Origin of the sequence: Microbispora sp. H10949, assembly GCF_014161435.1 — a bacterium.
Lineage (GTDB): Bacteria > Actinomycetota > Actinomycetes > Streptosporangiales > Streptosporangiaceae > Microbispora > Microbispora triticiradicis.
Map to the genome: position 1 here is coordinate 346,155 of NZ_JABBWZ010000004.1, position 17,204 is coordinate 363,358.

17 protein-coding genes are annotated in these 17,204 nt (G+C 72.8%); 4 read left to right on the forward strand and 13 right to left on the reverse strand.

Annotated features, from left to right (window positions below):
- Nucleotides 1–71 precede the first annotated feature (71 nt).
- The 6 genes from HHX40_RS11895 to lon form a co-directional block, all read right to left on the reverse strand.
- A complete protein-coding gene (locus HHX40_RS11895; RefSeq protein ID WP_259403485.1) occupies nucleotides 72–1,592 on the reverse strand; it encodes an acyl-CoA synthetase in 1,521 nt (506 codons plus the stop codon).
- 75 nt (nucleotides 1,593–1,667) lie between these two features.
- On the reverse strand, nucleotides 1,668–2,807 hold the full coding sequence (locus HHX40_RS11900) for a Fic family protein (protein ID WP_182880609.1): 1,140 nt from the start codon (nucleotides 2,805–2,807) through the stop codon (nucleotides 1,668–1,670).
- 67 nt (nucleotides 2,808–2,874) lie between these two features.
- Complete coding sequence (locus tag HHX40_RS11905) at nucleotides 2,875–3,708, reverse strand: MetQ/NlpA family ABC transporter substrate-binding protein (RefSeq protein WP_182880610.1); 834 nt, start codon at nucleotides 3,706–3,708, stop codon at nucleotides 2,875–2,877.
- A 22-nt stretch (nucleotides 3,709–3,730) separates the two neighbouring features.
- Nucleotides 3,731–4,372: a methionine ABC transporter permease gene (locus HHX40_RS11910; RefSeq protein ID WP_138461220.1), complete on the reverse strand. Its 642-nt coding sequence runs from the start codon at nucleotides 4,370–4,372 to the stop codon at nucleotides 3,731–3,733.
- Nucleotides 4,373–4,383: 11 nt separating this feature from the next.
- A complete protein-coding gene (locus HHX40_RS11915; RefSeq protein ID WP_182880611.1) occupies nucleotides 4,384–5,328 on the reverse strand; it encodes a methionine ABC transporter ATP-binding protein in 945 nt (314 codons plus the stop codon).
- 431 nt (nucleotides 5,329–5,759) lie between these two features.
- The gene (lon, locus tag HHX40_RS11920; protein ID WP_182880612.1) at nucleotides 5,760–8,120 is read right to left on the reverse strand and encodes an endopeptidase La; all 2,361 of its coding nucleotides are present in this window, start codon (nucleotides 8,118–8,120) and stop codon (nucleotides 5,760–5,762) included.
- Between the two features lie 164 nt (nucleotides 8,121–8,284).
- Here lon and HHX40_RS11925 point away from each other — a divergent pair, with 164 nt between their 5' ends.
- The gene (locus HHX40_RS11925) at nucleotides 8,285–9,751 is read left to right on the forward strand and encodes an MFS transporter (RefSeq protein WP_259403486.1); all 1,467 of its coding nucleotides are present in this window, start codon (nucleotides 8,285–8,287) and stop codon (nucleotides 9,749–9,751) included.
- Between the two features lie 69 nt (nucleotides 9,752–9,820).
- Here the strand turns inward: HHX40_RS11925 and HHX40_RS11930 are convergent, their stop codons facing one another.
- Both HHX40_RS11930 and HHX40_RS11935 read right to left on the reverse strand, forming a co-directional pair.
- Nucleotides 9,821–10,411 carry an HAD-IA family hydrolase gene (locus HHX40_RS11930; protein ID WP_182880614.1) on the reverse strand — a complete coding sequence of 197 codons (591 nt, stop codon included), beginning with the start codon at nucleotides 10,409–10,411 and terminating at the stop codon, nucleotides 9,821–9,823.
- A 30-nt stretch (nucleotides 10,412–10,441) separates the two neighbouring features.
- Nucleotides 10,442–11,275, reverse strand: coding sequence for a hypothetical protein (locus HHX40_RS11935; RefSeq protein ID WP_182880615.1), 834 nt, complete (start codon nucleotides 11,273–11,275; stop codon nucleotides 10,442–10,444).
- A 203-nt stretch (nucleotides 11,276–11,478) separates the two neighbouring features.
- Between HHX40_RS11935 and arfB the strand changes: the two genes are divergently transcribed.
- The gene (arfB, locus tag HHX40_RS11940; RefSeq protein WP_182880616.1) at nucleotides 11,479–11,901 is read left to right on the forward strand and encodes an alternative ribosome rescue aminoacyl-tRNA hydrolase ArfB; all 423 of its coding nucleotides are present in this window, start codon (nucleotides 11,479–11,481) and stop codon (nucleotides 11,899–11,901) included.
- Between the two features lie 45 nt (nucleotides 11,902–11,946).
- Here the strand turns inward: arfB and HHX40_RS11945 are convergent, their stop codons facing one another.
- The 4 genes from HHX40_RS11945 to HHX40_RS11960 are packed head-to-tail and all read right to left on the reverse strand — an operon-like array spanning nucleotide 11,947 to nucleotide 14,170.
- The gene (locus tag HHX40_RS11945; protein WP_182880617.1) at nucleotides 11,947–12,435 is read right to left on the reverse strand and encodes an SRPBCC family protein; all 489 of its coding nucleotides are present in this window, start codon (nucleotides 12,433–12,435) and stop codon (nucleotides 11,947–11,949) included.
- A complete protein-coding gene (locus tag HHX40_RS11950) occupies nucleotides 12,432–12,674 on the reverse strand; it encodes a hypothetical protein (RefSeq protein WP_182880618.1) in 243 nt (80 codons plus the stop codon). The genes HHX40_RS11945 and HHX40_RS11950 overlap by 4 nt, the downstream gene beginning before the upstream one ends.
- A 26-nt stretch (nucleotides 12,675–12,700) precedes the next feature.
- The gene (locus tag HHX40_RS11955) at nucleotides 12,701–13,336 is read right to left on the reverse strand and encodes a hypothetical protein (RefSeq protein WP_182880619.1); all 636 of its coding nucleotides are present in this window, start codon (nucleotides 13,334–13,336) and stop codon (nucleotides 12,701–12,703) included.
- Between the two features lie 54 nt (nucleotides 13,337–13,390).
- Nucleotides 13,391–14,170 (reverse strand): HAD-IIA family hydrolase, encoded by a 780-nt coding sequence (locus HHX40_RS11960; RefSeq protein ID WP_117410502.1) that lies wholly within the window; start codon nucleotides 14,168–14,170, stop codon nucleotides 13,391–13,393.
- 169 nt (nucleotides 14,171–14,339) lie between these two features.
- Here HHX40_RS11960 and HHX40_RS11965 point away from each other — a divergent pair, with 169 nt between their 5' ends.
- The gene (locus tag HHX40_RS11965; protein ID WP_182880620.1) at nucleotides 14,340–15,401 is read left to right on the forward strand and encodes an LLM class flavin-dependent oxidoreductase; all 1,062 of its coding nucleotides are present in this window, start codon (nucleotides 14,340–14,342) and stop codon (nucleotides 15,399–15,401) included.
- 6 nt (nucleotides 15,402–15,407) lie between these two features.
- Here the strand turns inward: HHX40_RS11965 and HHX40_RS11970 are convergent, their stop codons facing one another.
- Entirely contained in the window at nucleotides 15,408–16,298 is an 891-nt protein-coding gene (locus HHX40_RS11970) for a TIGR03619 family F420-dependent LLM class oxidoreductase (RefSeq protein ID WP_182880621.1), read from the reverse strand.
- Between the two features lie 23 nt (nucleotides 16,299–16,321).
- Here HHX40_RS11970 and HHX40_RS11975 point away from each other — a divergent pair, with 23 nt between their 5' ends.
- A complete protein-coding gene (locus tag HHX40_RS11975) occupies nucleotides 16,322–17,203 on the forward strand; it encodes a phosphotransferase family protein (protein WP_310738053.1) in 882 nt (293 codons plus the stop codon).
- Nucleotide 17,204 lies beyond the last annotated feature (1 nt).

A 17,204-nucleotide genomic window follows, 5' to 3' on the forward strand; every position in this document is an offset into this window, starting at 1 on the left:
TAAGCGATCAGCGACGGGGTTCCCCGAGCGCCCTACGCGTACTTTATGCGAGGCCGCCGGATGCTCACGGCTCAGGCCGTACGCTGCCGGTACTCGTCCCTGAGCAGCCGTTTGTAGAGCTTGCCGCTGGCCTGGCGGGGCAGTTCGCCGCGGAAGTCGACCGACTTCGGGCACTTGTAGTGCGCCAGGCGCTCCCGGCAGTAGGCGATGAGCTCCGCCTCCAGGGCCGGACCGGCCTCCGCCGGGTCGAGCGGCTGCACGACGGCCTTCACCTGCTCGCCCATCTCCGAGTCCGGCACCCCGAAGACGGCCACGTCGGCCACCTTGGGATGCACCGCCAGCACGTTCTCCGCCTCCTGCGGATAGATGTTCACGCCACCGGAGATGATCATGTAGGAGCGCCGGTCGGTGAGGTAGAGGAAGCCGTCCTCGTCCACGTACCCGATGTCGCCCAGCGTGGTCCAGCCGCGGCCCTTGGGGTCCCGCGCCGACGCGGTCTTCTCCGGGTCGCCGTGATACTCGAACTGCGGCCCCTTGGAGAAATAGACGGTGCCGCGCTCGCCCGGCGGCAGTTCGTCGCCGTTCTCGTCGCAGACGTGGGGGATCCCGAGCAGCGGGCGGCCGACCGTGCCCCGGTGCGCGAGCCAGTCCTCCGGCGAGGCGTACAGGAAGCAGTTGCCCTCCGTCCCCGCGTAGTACTCGTGGATGATCGGGCCCCACCACTCCATCATCCGCTCCTTGACCTCGACGGGGCAGGGCGCGGCGGAGTGGACCGCGCAGCGCAGCGACGACAGGTCGTAGCGCTCGCGCACCTCCCGCGGCAGCTTGAGCATCTTGACGAACATGGTGGGCACCCACTGCGCGTGGGTGACCCGGTGCCGCTCGACGAGCGCCAGCGCCTCCTCCGGGTCGAACCGCTCCATCACGACGACGGTCGCGCCGAGGCGCAGGAAGGTCAGGCAGTACCGCAGCGGGGCGGCGTGGTAGAGCGGCGCGGGCGACAGGTACACGCTGTCGGCCGCCGGCGCGAACAGGCGCTCGACCAGCCGGAGCAGGACTCCGGGCGCGTCCAGCGGCGCCAGGCTGATCGGCGGCTTCACCCCCTTGGGCCGGCCCGTCGTGCCGGAGGAGTACAGCATGTCGATGCCCTGGCACTCGTCCTCGACCGGCGTCGCGGGCTGCCCGGCCACGGCCTCCTCGTACGACGCGAAGCCCGGGGCGACGCCGTCGAGCATGAGCCGCACCTCGACGCGGGGCGTGGCCTCCGTGACGGCGCTCGCGACCTCGGCGAGCCGCGCCGAGGAGATGAAGACCCGCGCTCCGCAGTTGTCGACGATGTACGACAGCTCGTCGGCCTGGAGGCGGGAGTTGATGGCCGTGTAGTACAGCCCGGAACGGTGCGCGGCCCACGCGATCACCAGGAAGAGCGGATGGTTCTCCAGCATGAAGGCGAGGTGGTCGCCGGGGCGCAGGCCGGCGGCCCGCAGCAGGTGCGCCAGGCGGTTGGACTCCTCGTCGAGCTCCCGATAGGTGATCACCCGGCCGGAGCCCGCCATGATCACTGCCGGTTTGTCCGGCGCCGTCGCCGCCATCGCCCCAGGGTGCATGACCGAAAGTTACTCGGTCCGCCACCGGCGCGGTAGGCGCGAGTTCCCGATGGAGTCCGCTCAGCGCTCCAGCGTCCGGTAGGGGTCGCGCAGCGGCCTGGCCCGCTCGGCGTACGCGGCCTTGATCTCCGTCATCTTCGGCCCCGGGGAGTAGAAGCGGCCCTTCGTCTCGCCGTACGGCTGGAGCCATCCGGTGGCCGCCAGTTCACGCAGGTCGCGGGCGGCCTGGCCCTGGCTCAGCCCCTCGTCGGCCTGGTACATCCCACGGCGCAGCCGCCGGGAGACGAACACCTGGTAGAGCGCCGAGACCGTGCGCGGGTGCAGGCCCTGCTCCCCGGTCCGCTCCTCCAGCAGCATCCACACCTCGCCCGCCTCCGCGAGCCGGCGCCCCACCCGCTGTGCCTGCATGTGGTGGCAGCGCAGCACGAACCGCACCCACGCGAGGGTGTCACCGTGCGGGCTCCACCGGCCGCGTCCGACCAGGCCGAGCACGTCGTAGTAGTCGTAGGTGGTGCGGCCCTCGCCCAGCCACTCCTCGATCGAGGCGAACTCCGGCGTGGTGATCTGGTCGCGGCCGAGCACGAGCGTCTGCAGCGCCCGCGACATGCGCCCGTTGCCGTCCCGCCAAGGGTGGATCTTGACGAGGTTGAGGTGGGCCATCGCTCCGCGCACGTAGCCGGCGGCGTCGAGATCGCCCTCGTTGAGCCACTCGACCAGTTCCGCGAGCAGGCCGGGCACCTGCTCGTGGTCCGGGCCCTCGTAGACCACCTCGCCGGTGGCCGAGTCCCGCACGTAGATCCCTCCGGGCCGGACCGTGCCCGGGGTCTTGTTCACGTGGTGGCCGATCATCATGAAGTTCAGCGCGTGCAGCAGGCCGGCGTCGTAGCGGAAGGCCCATGCCCGCGAGAGGGCGCCGATGTAGGTGAGCGCCTGCTGGTACCCGGAGATCTCGCGGGCGACGGCGGCCGGCGTCTCCAGGGGGTCCTCCCCCGACATGATCGACTCGATGTCCTCGACGCTGGCGTGGTAGCCCTCGATGGAGTTCGACCCCTGGATCGCCCGCGCCTGCAACTGCCGCCGCAGCAGGCCGTCCCAGCGGTGCGCCTCGGCCAGCCGGTATTTCAGGTCGCGCCGCATCTCCTCGATCTCGGCGAGCACCTTCTCGTCCGCGGCCTCCAGCGCCGGTGTGCCGTACAACATGGGGCCATGACAGCACGAACGAATCATCCAATCAAGCGACTGGATGATTCGTCCATTTATGTACGCATCAGGCCACGGAGACGACCGAGCCCTTGAACGTCTCCTCGATGTACTTCTTCACCTCGGGCCCGGTCAGCAGCCCGACCAGCGTCTTCACCCGCGGGTCGCTCTCGTGCCCCTCCGCGACCACCAGGCCGTTGGCGTACGGGTTGCCCTCGGCCTTCTCCAGCACCAGCGCGTCGGAGGACGGGTCGAGGTCGGCCTCCAGAGCGTAGTTGCCGTTGATCACGGCGGCGTCCACGTCGTCGAGCGAGCGCGGGAGCTGCGCGGCCTCCAGCGGGCGGAAGGTCAAGTTCTTCGGGTTACCGGCCACGTCGCGCTCGGTCGCGGCGGTGCCCGCGCCGTCCTTCAGCGTGACCACGCCGTTGTCGGCGAGCAGCTTGAGCGCCCGGCCGAGGTTGGTGGCGTCGTTGGGCACCGCGACCGTGCCGCCCTGCGGCAGCGAGGCGAGGTCCTTGACCTTCCGCGAATACAGGCCGAGCGGCTCCAGGTGCACCGGGGCGACGAAGCTCAGCTTGGTGCCCTTGGACGCGTTGAAGTCGTCCAGGTAGGGCTTGTGCTGGAAGTAGTTGGCGTCGAGCCGGCCGTCCTGGAGCTGCAGGTTGGGCTGGACGTAGTCGCTGAACTCGACGAGCTCCAGCTTCAGCCCCTTGGCGGCGGCCAGGTTGTCGGCCACGTACTTCAGGATCTGCGCGTGCGGCACCGGGCTCACGCCGACCTTCAGCGGGGCGTCCGCCGCCGCCGAGCCGGTGGCGGTCGCCGTGCCCGGCGACGAGGATCCGCAGGCGGACAGCACGAGCGCGACCACGGCGGCGATGACGAGGCCGAGCGTTCTACGCATGGGAAAGGACTCCTTCTATGGGTTAACGGTGGGAAAGCCGGCGGGCGACGGCGTCGCCGAGGGTCTGCGCGAGCTGCACCACGACGACCAGGACGACCACGGTGACGACCATGAGCGTGGTCTCGAACCGCTGGTATCCGTAGCGGACGGCGAGGTCGCCGAGGCCACCGCCGCCGATAACTCCGGCCATCGCGGAGTAGGAGATGAGGGTGACCACGGTGACGGTCAGCCCGGCGACCAGGCCGGGCAGCGCCTCGGGCAGCAGGACCCGCGTCACGATCGTCACCCGGCCCGCCCCCATCGCCTCGGCCGCCTGCACGACGTCGCGGCCCACCTCGCGCAGCGCCGTCTCGACCAGCCGGGCGAAGAAGGGCGCCGCGCCGATCGTGAGCGGGACCACCGCGGCGGTGGTCCCGATCGTCGTGCCGGTGAGCACGCGCGTCAGCGGAATGACCGCGATCATGAGGACGATGAACGGCAGCGACCGCCCGACGTTGACGACCAGGCCGAGCACGCGCCGCACGGCGGGGGCGGGGAACAGCCCGCCGCGGTCCGTCCCGGCGAGGCAGACGCCGAGCGGGAGCCCGAACAGCACGGTGAACAGCGTGGACCAGCCCACCATCACGGCGGTCTGCCCGGTGGCCTCCCACAGCAGGGGGCTCATCTCCGACCAGGTCACGCGGCCTCCTCGACCAGCAGGCCGCGCTCACGCAGGCCGGCGAGAGCGGCCGCCGCACCGGCTCCGGTGATCCGCAGCCGCAGCCGGCCCGCCGGAGCCCCCGCCACCTGCTCGACCGAGCCGCCCACGACGGCGACGTCCACGTCGTACGTGCGCGCGAGACGCGACAGCAGGGTCTCGTCCGCGGCGAGGGCGACCGTCACGGTGCCGGGCTCGGCGGGCGGCAGCGGGAACAGCTCGGCCGCCAGCCGCGATCCGGGGGTGGCGAGCAGGCCGGGCAGGGAGCCCGCCTCCGCGATCCGCCCGTCACTCATGATCGCCGCGGAGTCGCAGACGGCCTTGATGACGTCCATCTCATGGGTGATGAGCAGGATCGTCAGCCCCAGCTCCCGGTTGAGCCGCCGGAGCAGGGCCAGGATCGACTGGGTCGTGGCGGGGTCGAGCGCGGAGGTGGCCTCGTCCGACAGCAGCACGGACGGCTCGGCCGCGAGCGCCCGTGCGATGCCGACCCGCTGCTTCTGCCCGCCGGACAGCTGCTCGGGGTAGGCCCCCGCGCGGTCCGCCAGGCCCACGAGGTCGAGCAGCTCCGCGACCCGCCGGGCCCGGGCGGCCCGGCCGACGCCCATGACCTCCAGCGGGAAGGCCACGTTGCCCGCCACCGTGCGCGACGACAGCAGCGCGAAGTGCTGGTGGATCATGCCGATGCGCTGCCGGGCGCGGCGCAGATCGGCCGCGCCGAGGGTGGTCAGCTCGCGTCCGTCGACGGTCACCACGCCCTCGTCGGGGCGTTCGAGCAGGTTGACGCAGCGCAGCAGGGTGCTCTTGCCGGCGCCGCTGCGTCCGAGCACGCCGAAGACCTTTCCCCTGCCGACGTGCAGGTCGACGCCGTCGAGCGCGACGACGTCGCCGTAGGCCTTGCGCAGGCCGGTAACCGTGATCACTTGCTGTCTCCGGAGAACGCGTACGGCTGCTGCGTGCCGGTCGGGAAGGGCGGGCGCCCGATCCGGAGCGGGGCCGGATCGGAGGGCGAGGAGAGCGTCATCGGGTGTGCGCCTTCGCGGGAGGGGCGGGAGGACCAGGGGCTCAGCCCGTTGGACACTCGCGTCGAGGCGGGTTCATCAGGTTCGGTACGCTCACGACCAGCTGAAACCACCTGTGAGCCTTCCGGTATTCCAGACCTGGAATGTGCCCTTTGTCACACGACAAGGCCCGCGCCCCGGGACGGGACGCGGGCCTTGCGCGGGCGACCGCCGGGCGCAGGAACCTCCGGGCGCAGGAACCTCCGGGCGGCGCCGCCGCGCTCACCGGCGGCGCTCCGGGCACCCGACGCCGTTGCCGGCCCTGCGGCGGCCCGGCGACGATCAGCCGGCGGTCAGGCGACGGCCTGCCGCGTGACCGTCGCGGGGGTCAGCGCCAGGTCGAGGACCTCACGGACGTCGCTCACCGCGTGGACGGTGAGGTCGGCCAGCACCTCGGCCGGCACGTCGTCCAGGTCGGGCTCGTTGCGCGCGGGGATGAGCACGGTGGTGATCCCGGCCCGGTGGGCGGCCAGCAGCTTCTGCTTGACCCCGCCGATCGGCAGCACCCTGCCGGTCAGGGAGACCTCGCCGGTCATCGCCACGTCGCCGCGGACCGGGCGGCCCGAGAGCAGGGAGGCCAGGGCCGTGGTCATCGTGACACCCGCCGACGGGCCGTCCTTCGGCACCGCGCCCGCGGGCACGTGGATGTGCACCGACCGGTCCCTGAGCGACCCGACCGGCAGCTCCAGCTCCGCGCCGCGCGACCGCAGGAAGGACAGCGCGATCTGCGCCGACTCCTTCATCACGTCGCCGAGCTGCCCGGTGAGCGTGACGCCGGTCGCCCCGGTCTCGGGGTCGGCCAGCGACGCCTCGACGTAGAGGACGTCGCCGCCCGCGCCGGTCACCGCGAGGCCCGTGGCCACGCCCGGCACCGCCGTACGCTGGCGGGCCTCCGGCAGGGACGACTCGGGCACGTGCCGCGGCCGGCCCAGGTAGGCGACCAGGTCATCGGGGGCGACCGTCACCGGCAGCTCCGTCTCGCCGAGGGCGACCTTCGCCGTCACCCGGCGCAGGACGCGGGCGATCGACCGCTCCAGTGACCGGACGCCGGCCTCGCGGGTGTACTCGCCCGCCAGGCGGCGCAGCGCCGCCTCCTCCACCGTCACGTCGGCGGTGGTGAGGCCCGCCTTCTCCAGCTGGCGCGGCAGCAGGTGGTCGCGGGCGATGGCGACCTTCTCGTCCTCGGTGTAGCCGTCCAGCGTGACGAGCTCCATCCGGTCGAGCAGCGGTCCGGGCACCTGCTCCAGGACGTTGGCCGTCGCGAGGAACAGCACGTCGCTGAGGTCGAGCTCGACCTCCAGGTAGTGGTCGCGGAAGGTGTGGTTCTGCGCCGGGTCGAGCACCTCCAGCAGCGCGGCCGTCGGGTCGCCCCGGTAGTCCGCGCCGACCTTGTCGATCTCGTCCAGGAGCACGACGGGGTTCATCGAGCCCGCCTCGCGGATCGCCCGGACGATGCGGCCCGGCAGCGCCCCGACGTACGTGCGCCGGTGGCCGCGGATCTCCGCCTCGTCGCGCACGCCGCCCAGGGCGACCCGGACGAACTTCCTGCCCATGGCGCGGGCGACCGACTCGCCGAGAGAGGTCTTGCCGACCCCGGGAGGGCCGGCCAGCGCGAGCACGGCGCCGCTGCGGCGCCCGCCGACCACGCCGAGGCCCTGGTCGGCCCGGCGCTTGCGGACCGCGAGGTACTCCACGATGCGGTCCTTCACGTCGTCGAGGCCGGTGTGGTCGGCGTCGAGCACCGCGCGGGCGCCCGCGATGTCGTAGGAGTCGGTCGTGTGGACGTTCCACGGAACGTCCAGCACCGTGTCGAGCCAGGTGCGGATCCAGCCGGTCTCGGGCGACTGGTCGGAGGTGCGCTCCAGCTTGGCGACCTCCTTGAGCGCCGCCTCCCGGACCTTCTCGGGCAGGTCGGCGGCCTCGATGCGGGCCCGGTAGTCCTCCTCCTCGTCGGAGGGGTCGCCGCTCAGCTCGCCCAGCTCCTTGCGTACGGCGGCGAGCTGCTGGCGCAGCAGGAACTCGCGCTGCTGCTTCTCCATGCCCTCCTGGACGTCCTTGCGGATGGTCTCCGCGACGTCCATCTCGGCGAGGTGGTCGCGGGCCCACCCGACGAGCTTGTCGAGACGCTCCGCGGGGTCGGCGATCTCCAGCAGCAGCAGCTTCTGCTGGATGGTCAGCCAGGGGGCGTACCCCGAGCTGTCGGCGAGGACGGCGGGGTCGGTGATCTGGTTGACGGCGTCGACGACCTGCCACGCGCCCCGCTTCTGCAGGATCGTGGTGGTCAGGGCCTTGTACTCCTTGGCCAGTTCACCGGCCCTCGGCCCGGCGGCGACCGGCTCCAGCACCGTCGCCTCGACCCACAGCGCCGCGCCGGGGCCGGTGGTGCCGGTGCCGACGCGCATGCGGTGCACGCCGCGCACGACGGCCGCGGGCTCGCCGCCCGGCAGCCGTCCGACCTGTTCCACGACGGCGCTCACCCCCACCGGGCCGTAGCGGCCGTCGACGCGGGGCACCAGCAGGACCGTGCTCTCTCCACCGGCCCGGGCGGCGTCGATGGCCGCGCGGACCTCGGAGGCCGACAGGTCAAGGGGAACGACCATGCCGGGCAGGACGACCTCGTCGTCGAGCGGGAGGACGGGAAGGACCTGGGACATCAGCACTCCAATGGGTTGAGTTATGCCGACTCAACTAACAGGAGCCCGCCCCTGTTCCCTGTTCTGCGTGAGTTCGCTGTGAGCGATCGTAATCGTGTAATCGCCGCATGATCCCCCCGATGCCGTGACGCGTCCACACCTCCGGATGGCGCATGATGGCGTGCATGGAATCCGGGCATATCCGACTCCGCTCGGCGACGGGCCGGTGGGTGCTGCTCACCACGGTCCTCGGGTCGTCCCTGGCGACCCTCGACGGCACCGTGGTCAACGTGGCCCTCCCCGCCCTCGGGCGCGACCTCGACGCCGGGATGTCCGGCCTGCAGTGGACCGTGAACGGCTACACGCTCACGATGGCCGCGCTGATCCTCCTGGGCGGGTCGCTGGGCGACCGGCTCGGCCGGCGCAAGATCTTCGTCGTCGGGGTGGTGTGGTTCGCCCTGGCCTCCGCCCTCTGCGGGGTCGCGCCGAACGCCCCCGTGCTCGTGCTCGCCCGCGCGCTCCAGGGCATCGGGGCGGCCCTGCTGATCCCCGGCAGCCTCGCGATCATCCAGGCGAGCTACGCGCCGGACGACCGGCCCCGCGCCGTCGGCGCCTGGTCGGGGCTGGGCGGCGTGGCCGCCGCCGTCGGGCCGCTGCTCGGCGGGTGGCTCGTCGAGGCGGCCGGCTGGCGGTGGGTGTTCCTGCTCAACCTGCCGCTCGCGGCCGTCGTGGTCGGCGTCGCCGCCCGGCACGTGCCCGAGACCAGGGACGCCGGGCCGCACGGCCGCTTCGACGTGCTCGGGACCGTCCTCGCCGCCCCCGCGCTGGCCGGCCTGACGTACGGCCTGATCCTGGCGGGCGACGGGCTGGTGCCGCTGGCCGCCGGAATCGCCCTGTCCATCTGCTTCGTGGTGGTGGAGATCCGGCGCTCCCCCCGATCGCTCGTCCCCGTGGGGGTGTTCGCCTCGCGGGAGTTCACCGCCGTCAACGTCGTCACGCTGGTCATGTACGCGGCGATGGGACTGGTGTTCTTCCTGCTGGTCGTCCAGCTCCAGGTGTCGGCCGGGATGTCACCCATCGCCGCCGGGTCGGCGATGCTCCCGGTCACCATCCTCATGCTGCTGCTGTCGTCCCGGGCCGGCGACCTGGCGGGGAGGATCGGCCCGCGCCTGCCCATGACGGGAGGGATCCTGCTGTGCGCGGCCGGGCTGCTGCTCATGAGCCGCATCGGCCCCGGCGCGTCCTACCTGGCCGACGTGCTGCCCGCCGCGTGCGTCTTCGGGCTCGGCCTGTCCGCCGCCGTCGCCCCCCTCACCGCGACGGTGCTCGCCACGGCGGAGGAGCGGTACGCGGGCGTCGCGAGCGGGGTCAACAACGCCCTGGCCAGGACGGGCGGGCTGCTCGCCGTCGCCGCGGTGCCGCCGCTGGTGGGGCTGACGGGCGACGCCTACGAGTCGCCCGCCGCGTTCACCCGGGGGTTCCACACGTCGATGCTGGTCTGCGCGGTCATGATGGCCGTCGCGGCGGTCGTCGCCTTCGTCACGATCAGGACGAACGTCCTCGCCGCCCAGGCGGGCGGGCCGCCCCCGCCCGAACTCCCCGGCGAGGCTTCGCCGCTCGGCTCCCGCCCTCCGGCGAGTTCGGGCACCTGACCCGGGGGTTCACGCGCCCCCGCGCCCCGTGCGCGGGTGGCCGGAGAAGGTCGTGGAGCGGCCGCGCGCTCAGCCGAGAAGCGTCTTCAGGTCCTCGCGGAGCGCGGCGGCGTCGCGGAAGTGGACGGCGGCGAGCCCCGCCCCCTCGGCCGCCGCGACGTTCTCCAGCCGGTCGTCCACGAAGACGAGGTCGCCGGGGGCGACCCCGAGCCAGGCCACGGTCTCGTGGAAGATCTCCGCCTCCGGCTTCACCAGGCCCATGCGGCCGCTGTAGAAACGCGGGCCGATCGGCCGCATGAACGGCAGCGCGTCGATTCCCTCGGCGACGCAGACCGGCATGTTGGACAGCAGCGCCATCGGCACCCCGACCTTGGCCAGCTCGTCGACGATCGCCACCGTCTCCTCGTTGGGCCGCGACCAGCTCGCCACGTCGAGGGCGACGACCTCGTCCAGGCCGGCGCCGTCCATCGGCCTGCCGTACACGTGGGACCAGTACGCGGCCGGGTCGAGCGAACCCCGGTCGAAGTCGAGCCGCACCTCCCAGTAGCGGTCCTGGAACCCGGGCTCGGCCCCTGTGACGTACGAGGCCAGGCGGGCGACGTCCTCGGGGGCCTGGGGGAGGGAGACGACGTTGCCGTAGTCGAAAAGCACAGTCTTCATGGTCGTACGATCATAACGCGTGTGCGCGACTCAGGTCACGAAGGGCTTCAGATACTCGTTGGCGCCCCCGCAGCGCAGGTAGTTGCGCACGGTGTGGAAGTCGAGCCAGTCGATGTCGCAGGAGACGTCCCGCTCGACCCCGTCGAAGCACGACGCCAGCGCGGCCGGGATCGCGGCGATGTCGTCCTTGTCGGCGATGTTGATCCAGCGGCGCACGCCCGGCGGGCGCGCTCCCCGGCCCCGGACCGGCACGGGGGCGAGCCGGTCGAACACGACGCGGCGCATGCCGAGCGGGCTGCCCAGCGTGACCAGCAGGTCGACGGACAGGTCGGGATGGGCCCACAGCGCCTCGTACGTGACCACGCTGCCGAGGGAGTGCGCGACGACCGCCCGGGGCCGGCGCCGGCGGATGACGTCGGCCACCGTGTCGCGGGCCCGTACGCGCGGGGCGCCGCCGCCGAGGTAGGTGGCCACCTCCGGGCAGAAGTCCTGCGCGAAGCGCACCGCCGCGGGGCCGAGCCTCGCCAGCAGCCACTCGGCCAGCAGGTGCGCGACGCCGGTCAGCGACTCCCCCGCCGCGTCCCGGAACGGGCCGCCGAGCTGGGCGGCCCAGTCGGCGAAGACCAGCTTCGAGGGTGTGCCCATCTGCCGGACCGGCCGGGGCGGGCCGCTGTGGAGATGGTGGGCGTAGTAGGCGATCTCGGTGAAGTAGTCGCCGGCGCCGCCCGTCCGGCCGTCCAGTCCCTGGTGCAGGTAGGCGTTCCACTTGGCGCGCACGGCCGCGGCGGCGCTGTCCGCCGATCCGCCGGCGTCCTCGTAGTAGTGGTACTTGCCTATGCCGTGCACGCCGACGATCGAGGTCATGCTCCCGCCCCACAATGTCGCCCGGTTTCCGGAGGTCCCGGTTTTCCGGACGTCACTGTGCACGAGGCGCTGGACCGTGACAACCACAAGCCGCGTTTACGGCGATAAATGACGCGCGCCGGTGGTATCTACATGGATAAGTTGTTCGTCCGGTCCATTAATCCCCCCGTTCGCCCCGTCCGTCCGACCGAAGAGGAATCGCCATGCCAGGCCCGTTGCACGTCCGCGGCTCGATCGTCGTGCCCGAGGCCGAGCTGACCTGGCGTTTCTCCCGCTCGTCCGGCCCGGGCGGCCAGGGCGTCAACACCACCGACAGCCGGGTCGAGCTGGGCTTCGACGTCGCGCGCACGACCGCCCTCGGCCCGGCGCTCCGGGCGCGCGCGCTCGAACGGCTCGCCCCCCGGCTGGTCGACGGTGTGATCACGGTGACGGCCTCGGAGCACCGGTCGCAGTTGCGCAACCGCGAGGCGGCGCGGGAACGGCTGGCCGCGCTGCTCCGCGACGCGATCGCGCCGCCGCCCAAGCGGCGCCGTTCCACCAAGCCCTCCAGGGGCGCGGTCGAGCGCCGCCTGGCGGCCAAGAAACAGCGCTCCGACCTCAAGCGCCTGCGCCGTACTTCGGACTGAGCCGACCGGCGGGCACCCGGCCGGGCCACGGCGCCGGCCGCGTCTCTACCGGTGCCCTCGGGGCGTCTCCGCCGTACGGGCGAGGTGGGCGGCGATGGCCTCCTCCCAGGAGCGCAGGAACGCGGGGTAGCCGTCCGCGAACCCGGCCAGTTCGGCCTCGGCCGCGACGGTCAGCGGAGTGAGGTCGTAGGTGACCGTCACGTCGCTGTGCCCGCTCCCGTCCGGCGCGAGCACGACGGCGACCGTCCCGGCGTGGACTCCCTCGCGCACCCGGGCGTAGGAGACCGACGAGCCGGGCTCGTGGGGGTCATGGGCGCGGTGCAGGACGATCCAGGTGGTGGCCGCGCCGTCCGCGCCGGTCTGGAAGACCGTTCCCGGCGCCGTGTCGTCCGCGACCCCCTCGGGGAAGCGCGGCTCCCAGCCCTCGACCCACTCCCGTTCGCCGTACGGCGTGAAGAGCCGGAACGCCTCGGCCGGCGGGAGCGCGACCCGCAGGCCGCCGGTGAGGCGGCGGCGCCGCGGCGCGGCGCTCACCTCTCCTCCAGCAGGTGGGCGTCGGCGGCCGTGAGCGTCAGGCCGTAGACCTCTCTGAGCTGCTCGATCTTGGTGAGGGTCTCCAGCCCGAACGGCGGCCTGCCCTCGAAGGCGTGCAGGACGATCCCCTCCACGAGGTCACCGAGGGAGATGTCCAGGTATTCGGCCAGGCCCTTGAGCACCTTCAGCGTGTTGCGCTCGATGCGGAGGCCGGTCTGGGCCCGCTCTACTGTTACCATGGTAACAAGTTACCACCCAGATAAGATCAGACCCTCCGGTCCTCCATCTCCCAGATGTGGTCGATCACGTGCCAGACGATCCGGCGGGCGGCGTAGCGGGCCGGCCATCCGCCCTCGGCGAGCGGCCCGCCGTCCGACGGCCGCGACAGGACGCGGGCGATGTCGTCGCGCATGGCGGCCAGGCCGGCCGAGTCCTCGAACGGCTTGTGCCGTACGCCGATCTTCCTGGCGTAGGACCGCTCGGCCTCACGGACGTGCGCCACCATCTTGTCCCGGTCCCTGCCGCCGCCCCTCGGGCCCTTGCGCAGTTCCTCCGGGGACGCCGCGGCCACCTCGGCGAAGACCTCCCACGCCGCCCGGGCGAGGGCGACCGTACGCGCGGCCTCCGGCGCGTCCACCGGCTCCCGGTCGAGGCCGGGGATCGCGGAGATCGCGCCGAAGTCCGTGGTCCTGTCGCCCTTGACCCGCTCGACGACCTCCGGGTCCCCCGGCGAGAACTCCAGCCCGGCCCGCTCGGCGATCACGCGGTAGCGCGGCGCGTAGTCCGCGAGGGTATCGATCGCGGCCTCCTCGGTCCTGCCGATGCGGCACCAGCCCGGCCAGTCGGCCGAGCAGGCGAAGACCTTCTTGGGCCCGATCTCCAGATAGACACGGTGGTTCATGGGGCCAGCATGGCAGCCATACCTGCCGGCCCCTGTCAGGTTCTCCCGGCCGGCTCAGACGAGGTCGATGAGGTCGGCCACGGAGTTGACCACCTGGGTCGGCCGGAACGGGTACCGGTCGATCTGGTCCTTCTGCGTGACGCCGGTGAGCACCAGGATCGTGTTCAGGCCCGCCTCGATGCCGCAGACCACGTCGGTGTCCATGCGGTCGCCGATCATGGCGGTGCTCTCGCTGTGCGCGTCGATCTGGTTGAGCGCGCTGCGCATCATCATCGGGTTCGGCTTGCCGACGAAGTACGGCTCGACCCCGGTCGCCTTGGTGATCATCGCCGCGACCGCGCCGCAGGCCGGGAGCGAGCCCTCGGTGGAGGGGCCGATGGGGTCGGGGTTGGTCGCGATGAACCGGGCGCCGTTGTCGATCAGCCGGATCGCCCGGGTTATCGACGTGAAGCTGTAGGTGCGGGTCTCGCCCAGCACCACGTAGTCGGGGTCGAGGTCGGTCAGCACGTAGCCGACCTCGTGCAGGGCCGTGGTCAGCCCCGCCTCGCCGATGACGTACGCCGAGCCCTCGGGCCGCTGGTCGGCCAGGAACTTGGCGGTGGCCAGCGCGGAGGTCCAGATCGACTCGGCGGGCACGTCCAGCCCCGCCGCGCGCAGCCGTACGGACAGGTCGCGGGCGGTGTAGATCGAGTTGTTGGTGAGGACGAGGAACCTCTTCCCCGACTCCTTCAGCCGCCTGATGAACTCGTCGGCCCCCGGCACCGGCTGGCCCTCGTGGACCAGCACGCCATCCATATCAGACAACCACGACTCAATGGGCTTTCGCTCGCTCATGCGTCCAAGCATGGCAGGTGGTGGGGCATCGAAGCACATTTCACCAGGCACCCGGAAATATCCGGATGCGACCTCAGGTTGGGCCGAACATGAGCGAGCGAAACAGGCAGGACGGCACACACGGCCTGACCGGCCCACGCGGTCCCGAAGCGCGAGGCGAGGGAGTGGCATGAGCGGCGAGGACGAGATCCGCGGCGTGCCGCGCGGAACGGCCGGAGTGCCGCTGTCGATCCTGGAGCTCGCGACCGTCGGCGAGGGCCAGACGGCCACCGAGTCGCTGCGCGACGCCACCGAGCTGGCCCGGCGGGCCGAGGAATGGGGTTATCACCGCATCTGGGTCGCCGAGCACCACGGCATGCCCGGGGTGGCGAGCTCCTCCCCGGCCGTGCTCATCGCGCATCTCGCGGCGGCCACCCGGACGATCCGGATCGGGTCGGGCGGCGTGATGCTGCCCAACCACGCCCCGCTGGTGATCGCGGAGCAGTTCGGCACGCTGCACGCGCTGCACCCCGGCCGCATCGACCTCGGCCTCGGCCGCGCCCCGGGCACCGACATGGCGACGGCGAACGCCCTGCGCCGCTCCGCCGAGGTGGACCCCGACGACTTCCCCCGGCAGGTGGCCGAGCTGACCGGGTTCCTCGACGGCTCGTTCCCGCCCGGCCACCAGTACGAGAGGATCCGGGCCGTGCCGGGCGGCCCCGACTCGGCGGCCACGGGCCGGCCGCCGATCTGGCTGCTCGGCTCCAGCGGGTTCAGCGCCAGGCTGGCCGGTCTGCTGGGGCTGCCGTTCGCCTTCGCCCACCACTTCAGCGCGGCCAACACCGAGCCCGCGCTCGACCTCTACCGTTCCTCCTTCCGCCCCTCCGAGGTGCTCGACCGCCCGTACGCGCTGATCGGGGTGGCGGCGGTCGCCGCCGACACCGAGGAGGAGGCGCTGCGCCAGGTCATGCCGGGCGCGCTGTCGTGGCTGCGGATGCGCCACGGCCGGCCCGGCCGGATGCCGACCCCCGAGGAGGCGCTGGCCTATCCGTACACCCCGATCGAGCGGGAGTTCGTCCGCGACCGGCTGTCGACCGTCGTGCACGGCGACGCCGAGACCGTGCGGGCCGGGCTGGAGGAGCTGCGCAAGCGCACCGGGGCCGACGAGCTCATGATCACCACGATGGTCCACGGCGCCCCGGCCCGGCTGCGCTCCCACGAACTCGTCGCCCGCGCGTACGGCATGGTCTAGCGCCCGCTACGGGGCGAGGGCGTCGAGGGCCTCCTCCGCACGGCGCAGGGACTCTCCGGGGTCGGCCTCGGGGTCACCGATCTCGGGGTCGAAGTTGAGGTCGTGGAACACCTCGGTCACGCCCCTGGCCGCGAGCTCCTCCACGTCCCGCCGGATCTTGTCGTACGGCCCGGTCAGCGGGCCCTCGTCCGCCGGGCGGACGCGGGTGACGCCGCGCACGACGAACCGCAGCGCGTCCGGGTCGCGTCCGGCCCCCCGGGCCGCCTCCTTCACGATGGCGATTTGCTGGTCGATGGTGCCGAGGTCGGCGCGGCTGGAGCTGATCCAGCCGTCGGCGATCCGCCCGGCGCGCTCCAGCGCGACCCGCGCGGTGCCGCCCAGCAGGACGGGCGGCGGCGTGGCGGGCCGGGGGTCCTGGTGGGAGCGCGGCACCTCGTAGAACTCGCCCCTGTGCTCGACGACGTCCTCGGTCCACAGCCGCCGCAGCAGGCCGACGTACTCCTCCGCGCGCCTGCCCCGCCGCTCCATCGGCACGCCGGACGCGGTGAACTCCTCCGGCAGCCAGCCCAGCCCGAGGCCCACGTCGAGCCTGCCGCCGGACACCTGCTGCAGGGTCGCGAGCTGCTTGGCCAGCAGCACCGGGCTGACGAACGGCAGGTTGAGCACGGCCACGCCGAGCCGCACCCGCTCGGTGATCCCCGCCAGGTACGCGAGCGCGACGACCGGGTCCTGCACACTGCGGTAGACGGGCCCCATCGCGTGGCCCTCCGGGTAGAGCAGCCGCTGGAACGCCCACACCCCGTGGTAGCCGAGCTCGTCGGCGCGGCGCGCGATCCGCCTCATGTTCTCCGGCGTCGCCCACGAGCCCGACACCGGCACGGCAAATCCAATCCTCATACCCGCACACTAGGGTGTCCGCCGTGGACGATCATCGCTTACAGGCCGGCGAGCTGGCCCGGCTGGCGGGGCGCGACGGGCCGGTGACGGTGCTCAAGCGGACCACGGTTCTCAAGCAGACCAAGGTGCTCGTGGTCCGGGCCGGCGACGTGGTCGTCAAGGCGCATCCGCCCGGCACCGACGAGAGGGCCCTGCGCGCCCGGCTCGACGCGGCCCGCGCGCTCGACGGCATCATGCTCGCCCCGCTCGGCCTCGAACGGCTGGACGGCCGCCTGGTGACGATCTGGCCCGCCGGCGAGCCGCTGACCATGGACGACGTGGAGGCGGGGACGACGCCGTGGGAGGAGGGCGGCCGGCTGCTCGCGCTGCTGCACGCCCGGCCGGTCCCCGCGGGCCTGCCGCCCGCCGGGGGCCCGTCACGGCTGCCTCGGGCCATGGCCGACCTGGCGTCGGCCGGCGTTCCCGCTCCCGTCGCCGCACCGATCCTGGAGGCGTACGCGACGCTGCCCCCGGCCCGGGAGGGCGGCGCGCTGACCCACGGCGACTGGCACCTCGGCCAGATCGTCCGGCACGGCGGCGGCTGGCTGCTGATCGACCCCGACGACCTCGGAGCGGGCGACCCGGCCTGGGACCTGGCCCGCCCCGCCGCCTGGTTCGCCGCCGGGCTGCTCGCCCCGGACGACTGGGAGCGGCTGCTCACGGCCTACCTCGCGGCGGGCGGGACCGCGGTGTCCGCGGACGACCCGTGGCGGGAACTCGACGCGCCGGCCCGGGCGTTGACCGTTCAGCTGGCCGCGACGGCGGTGGCCGCGGGGGCGAGAGCCGGGAAACCACCCGACGACGCCGCCGAGGCCCTGGTGTCCGCCTGCGAAAGGATCGTCGCGGCCGCCCGTGCCGGGACCTGAA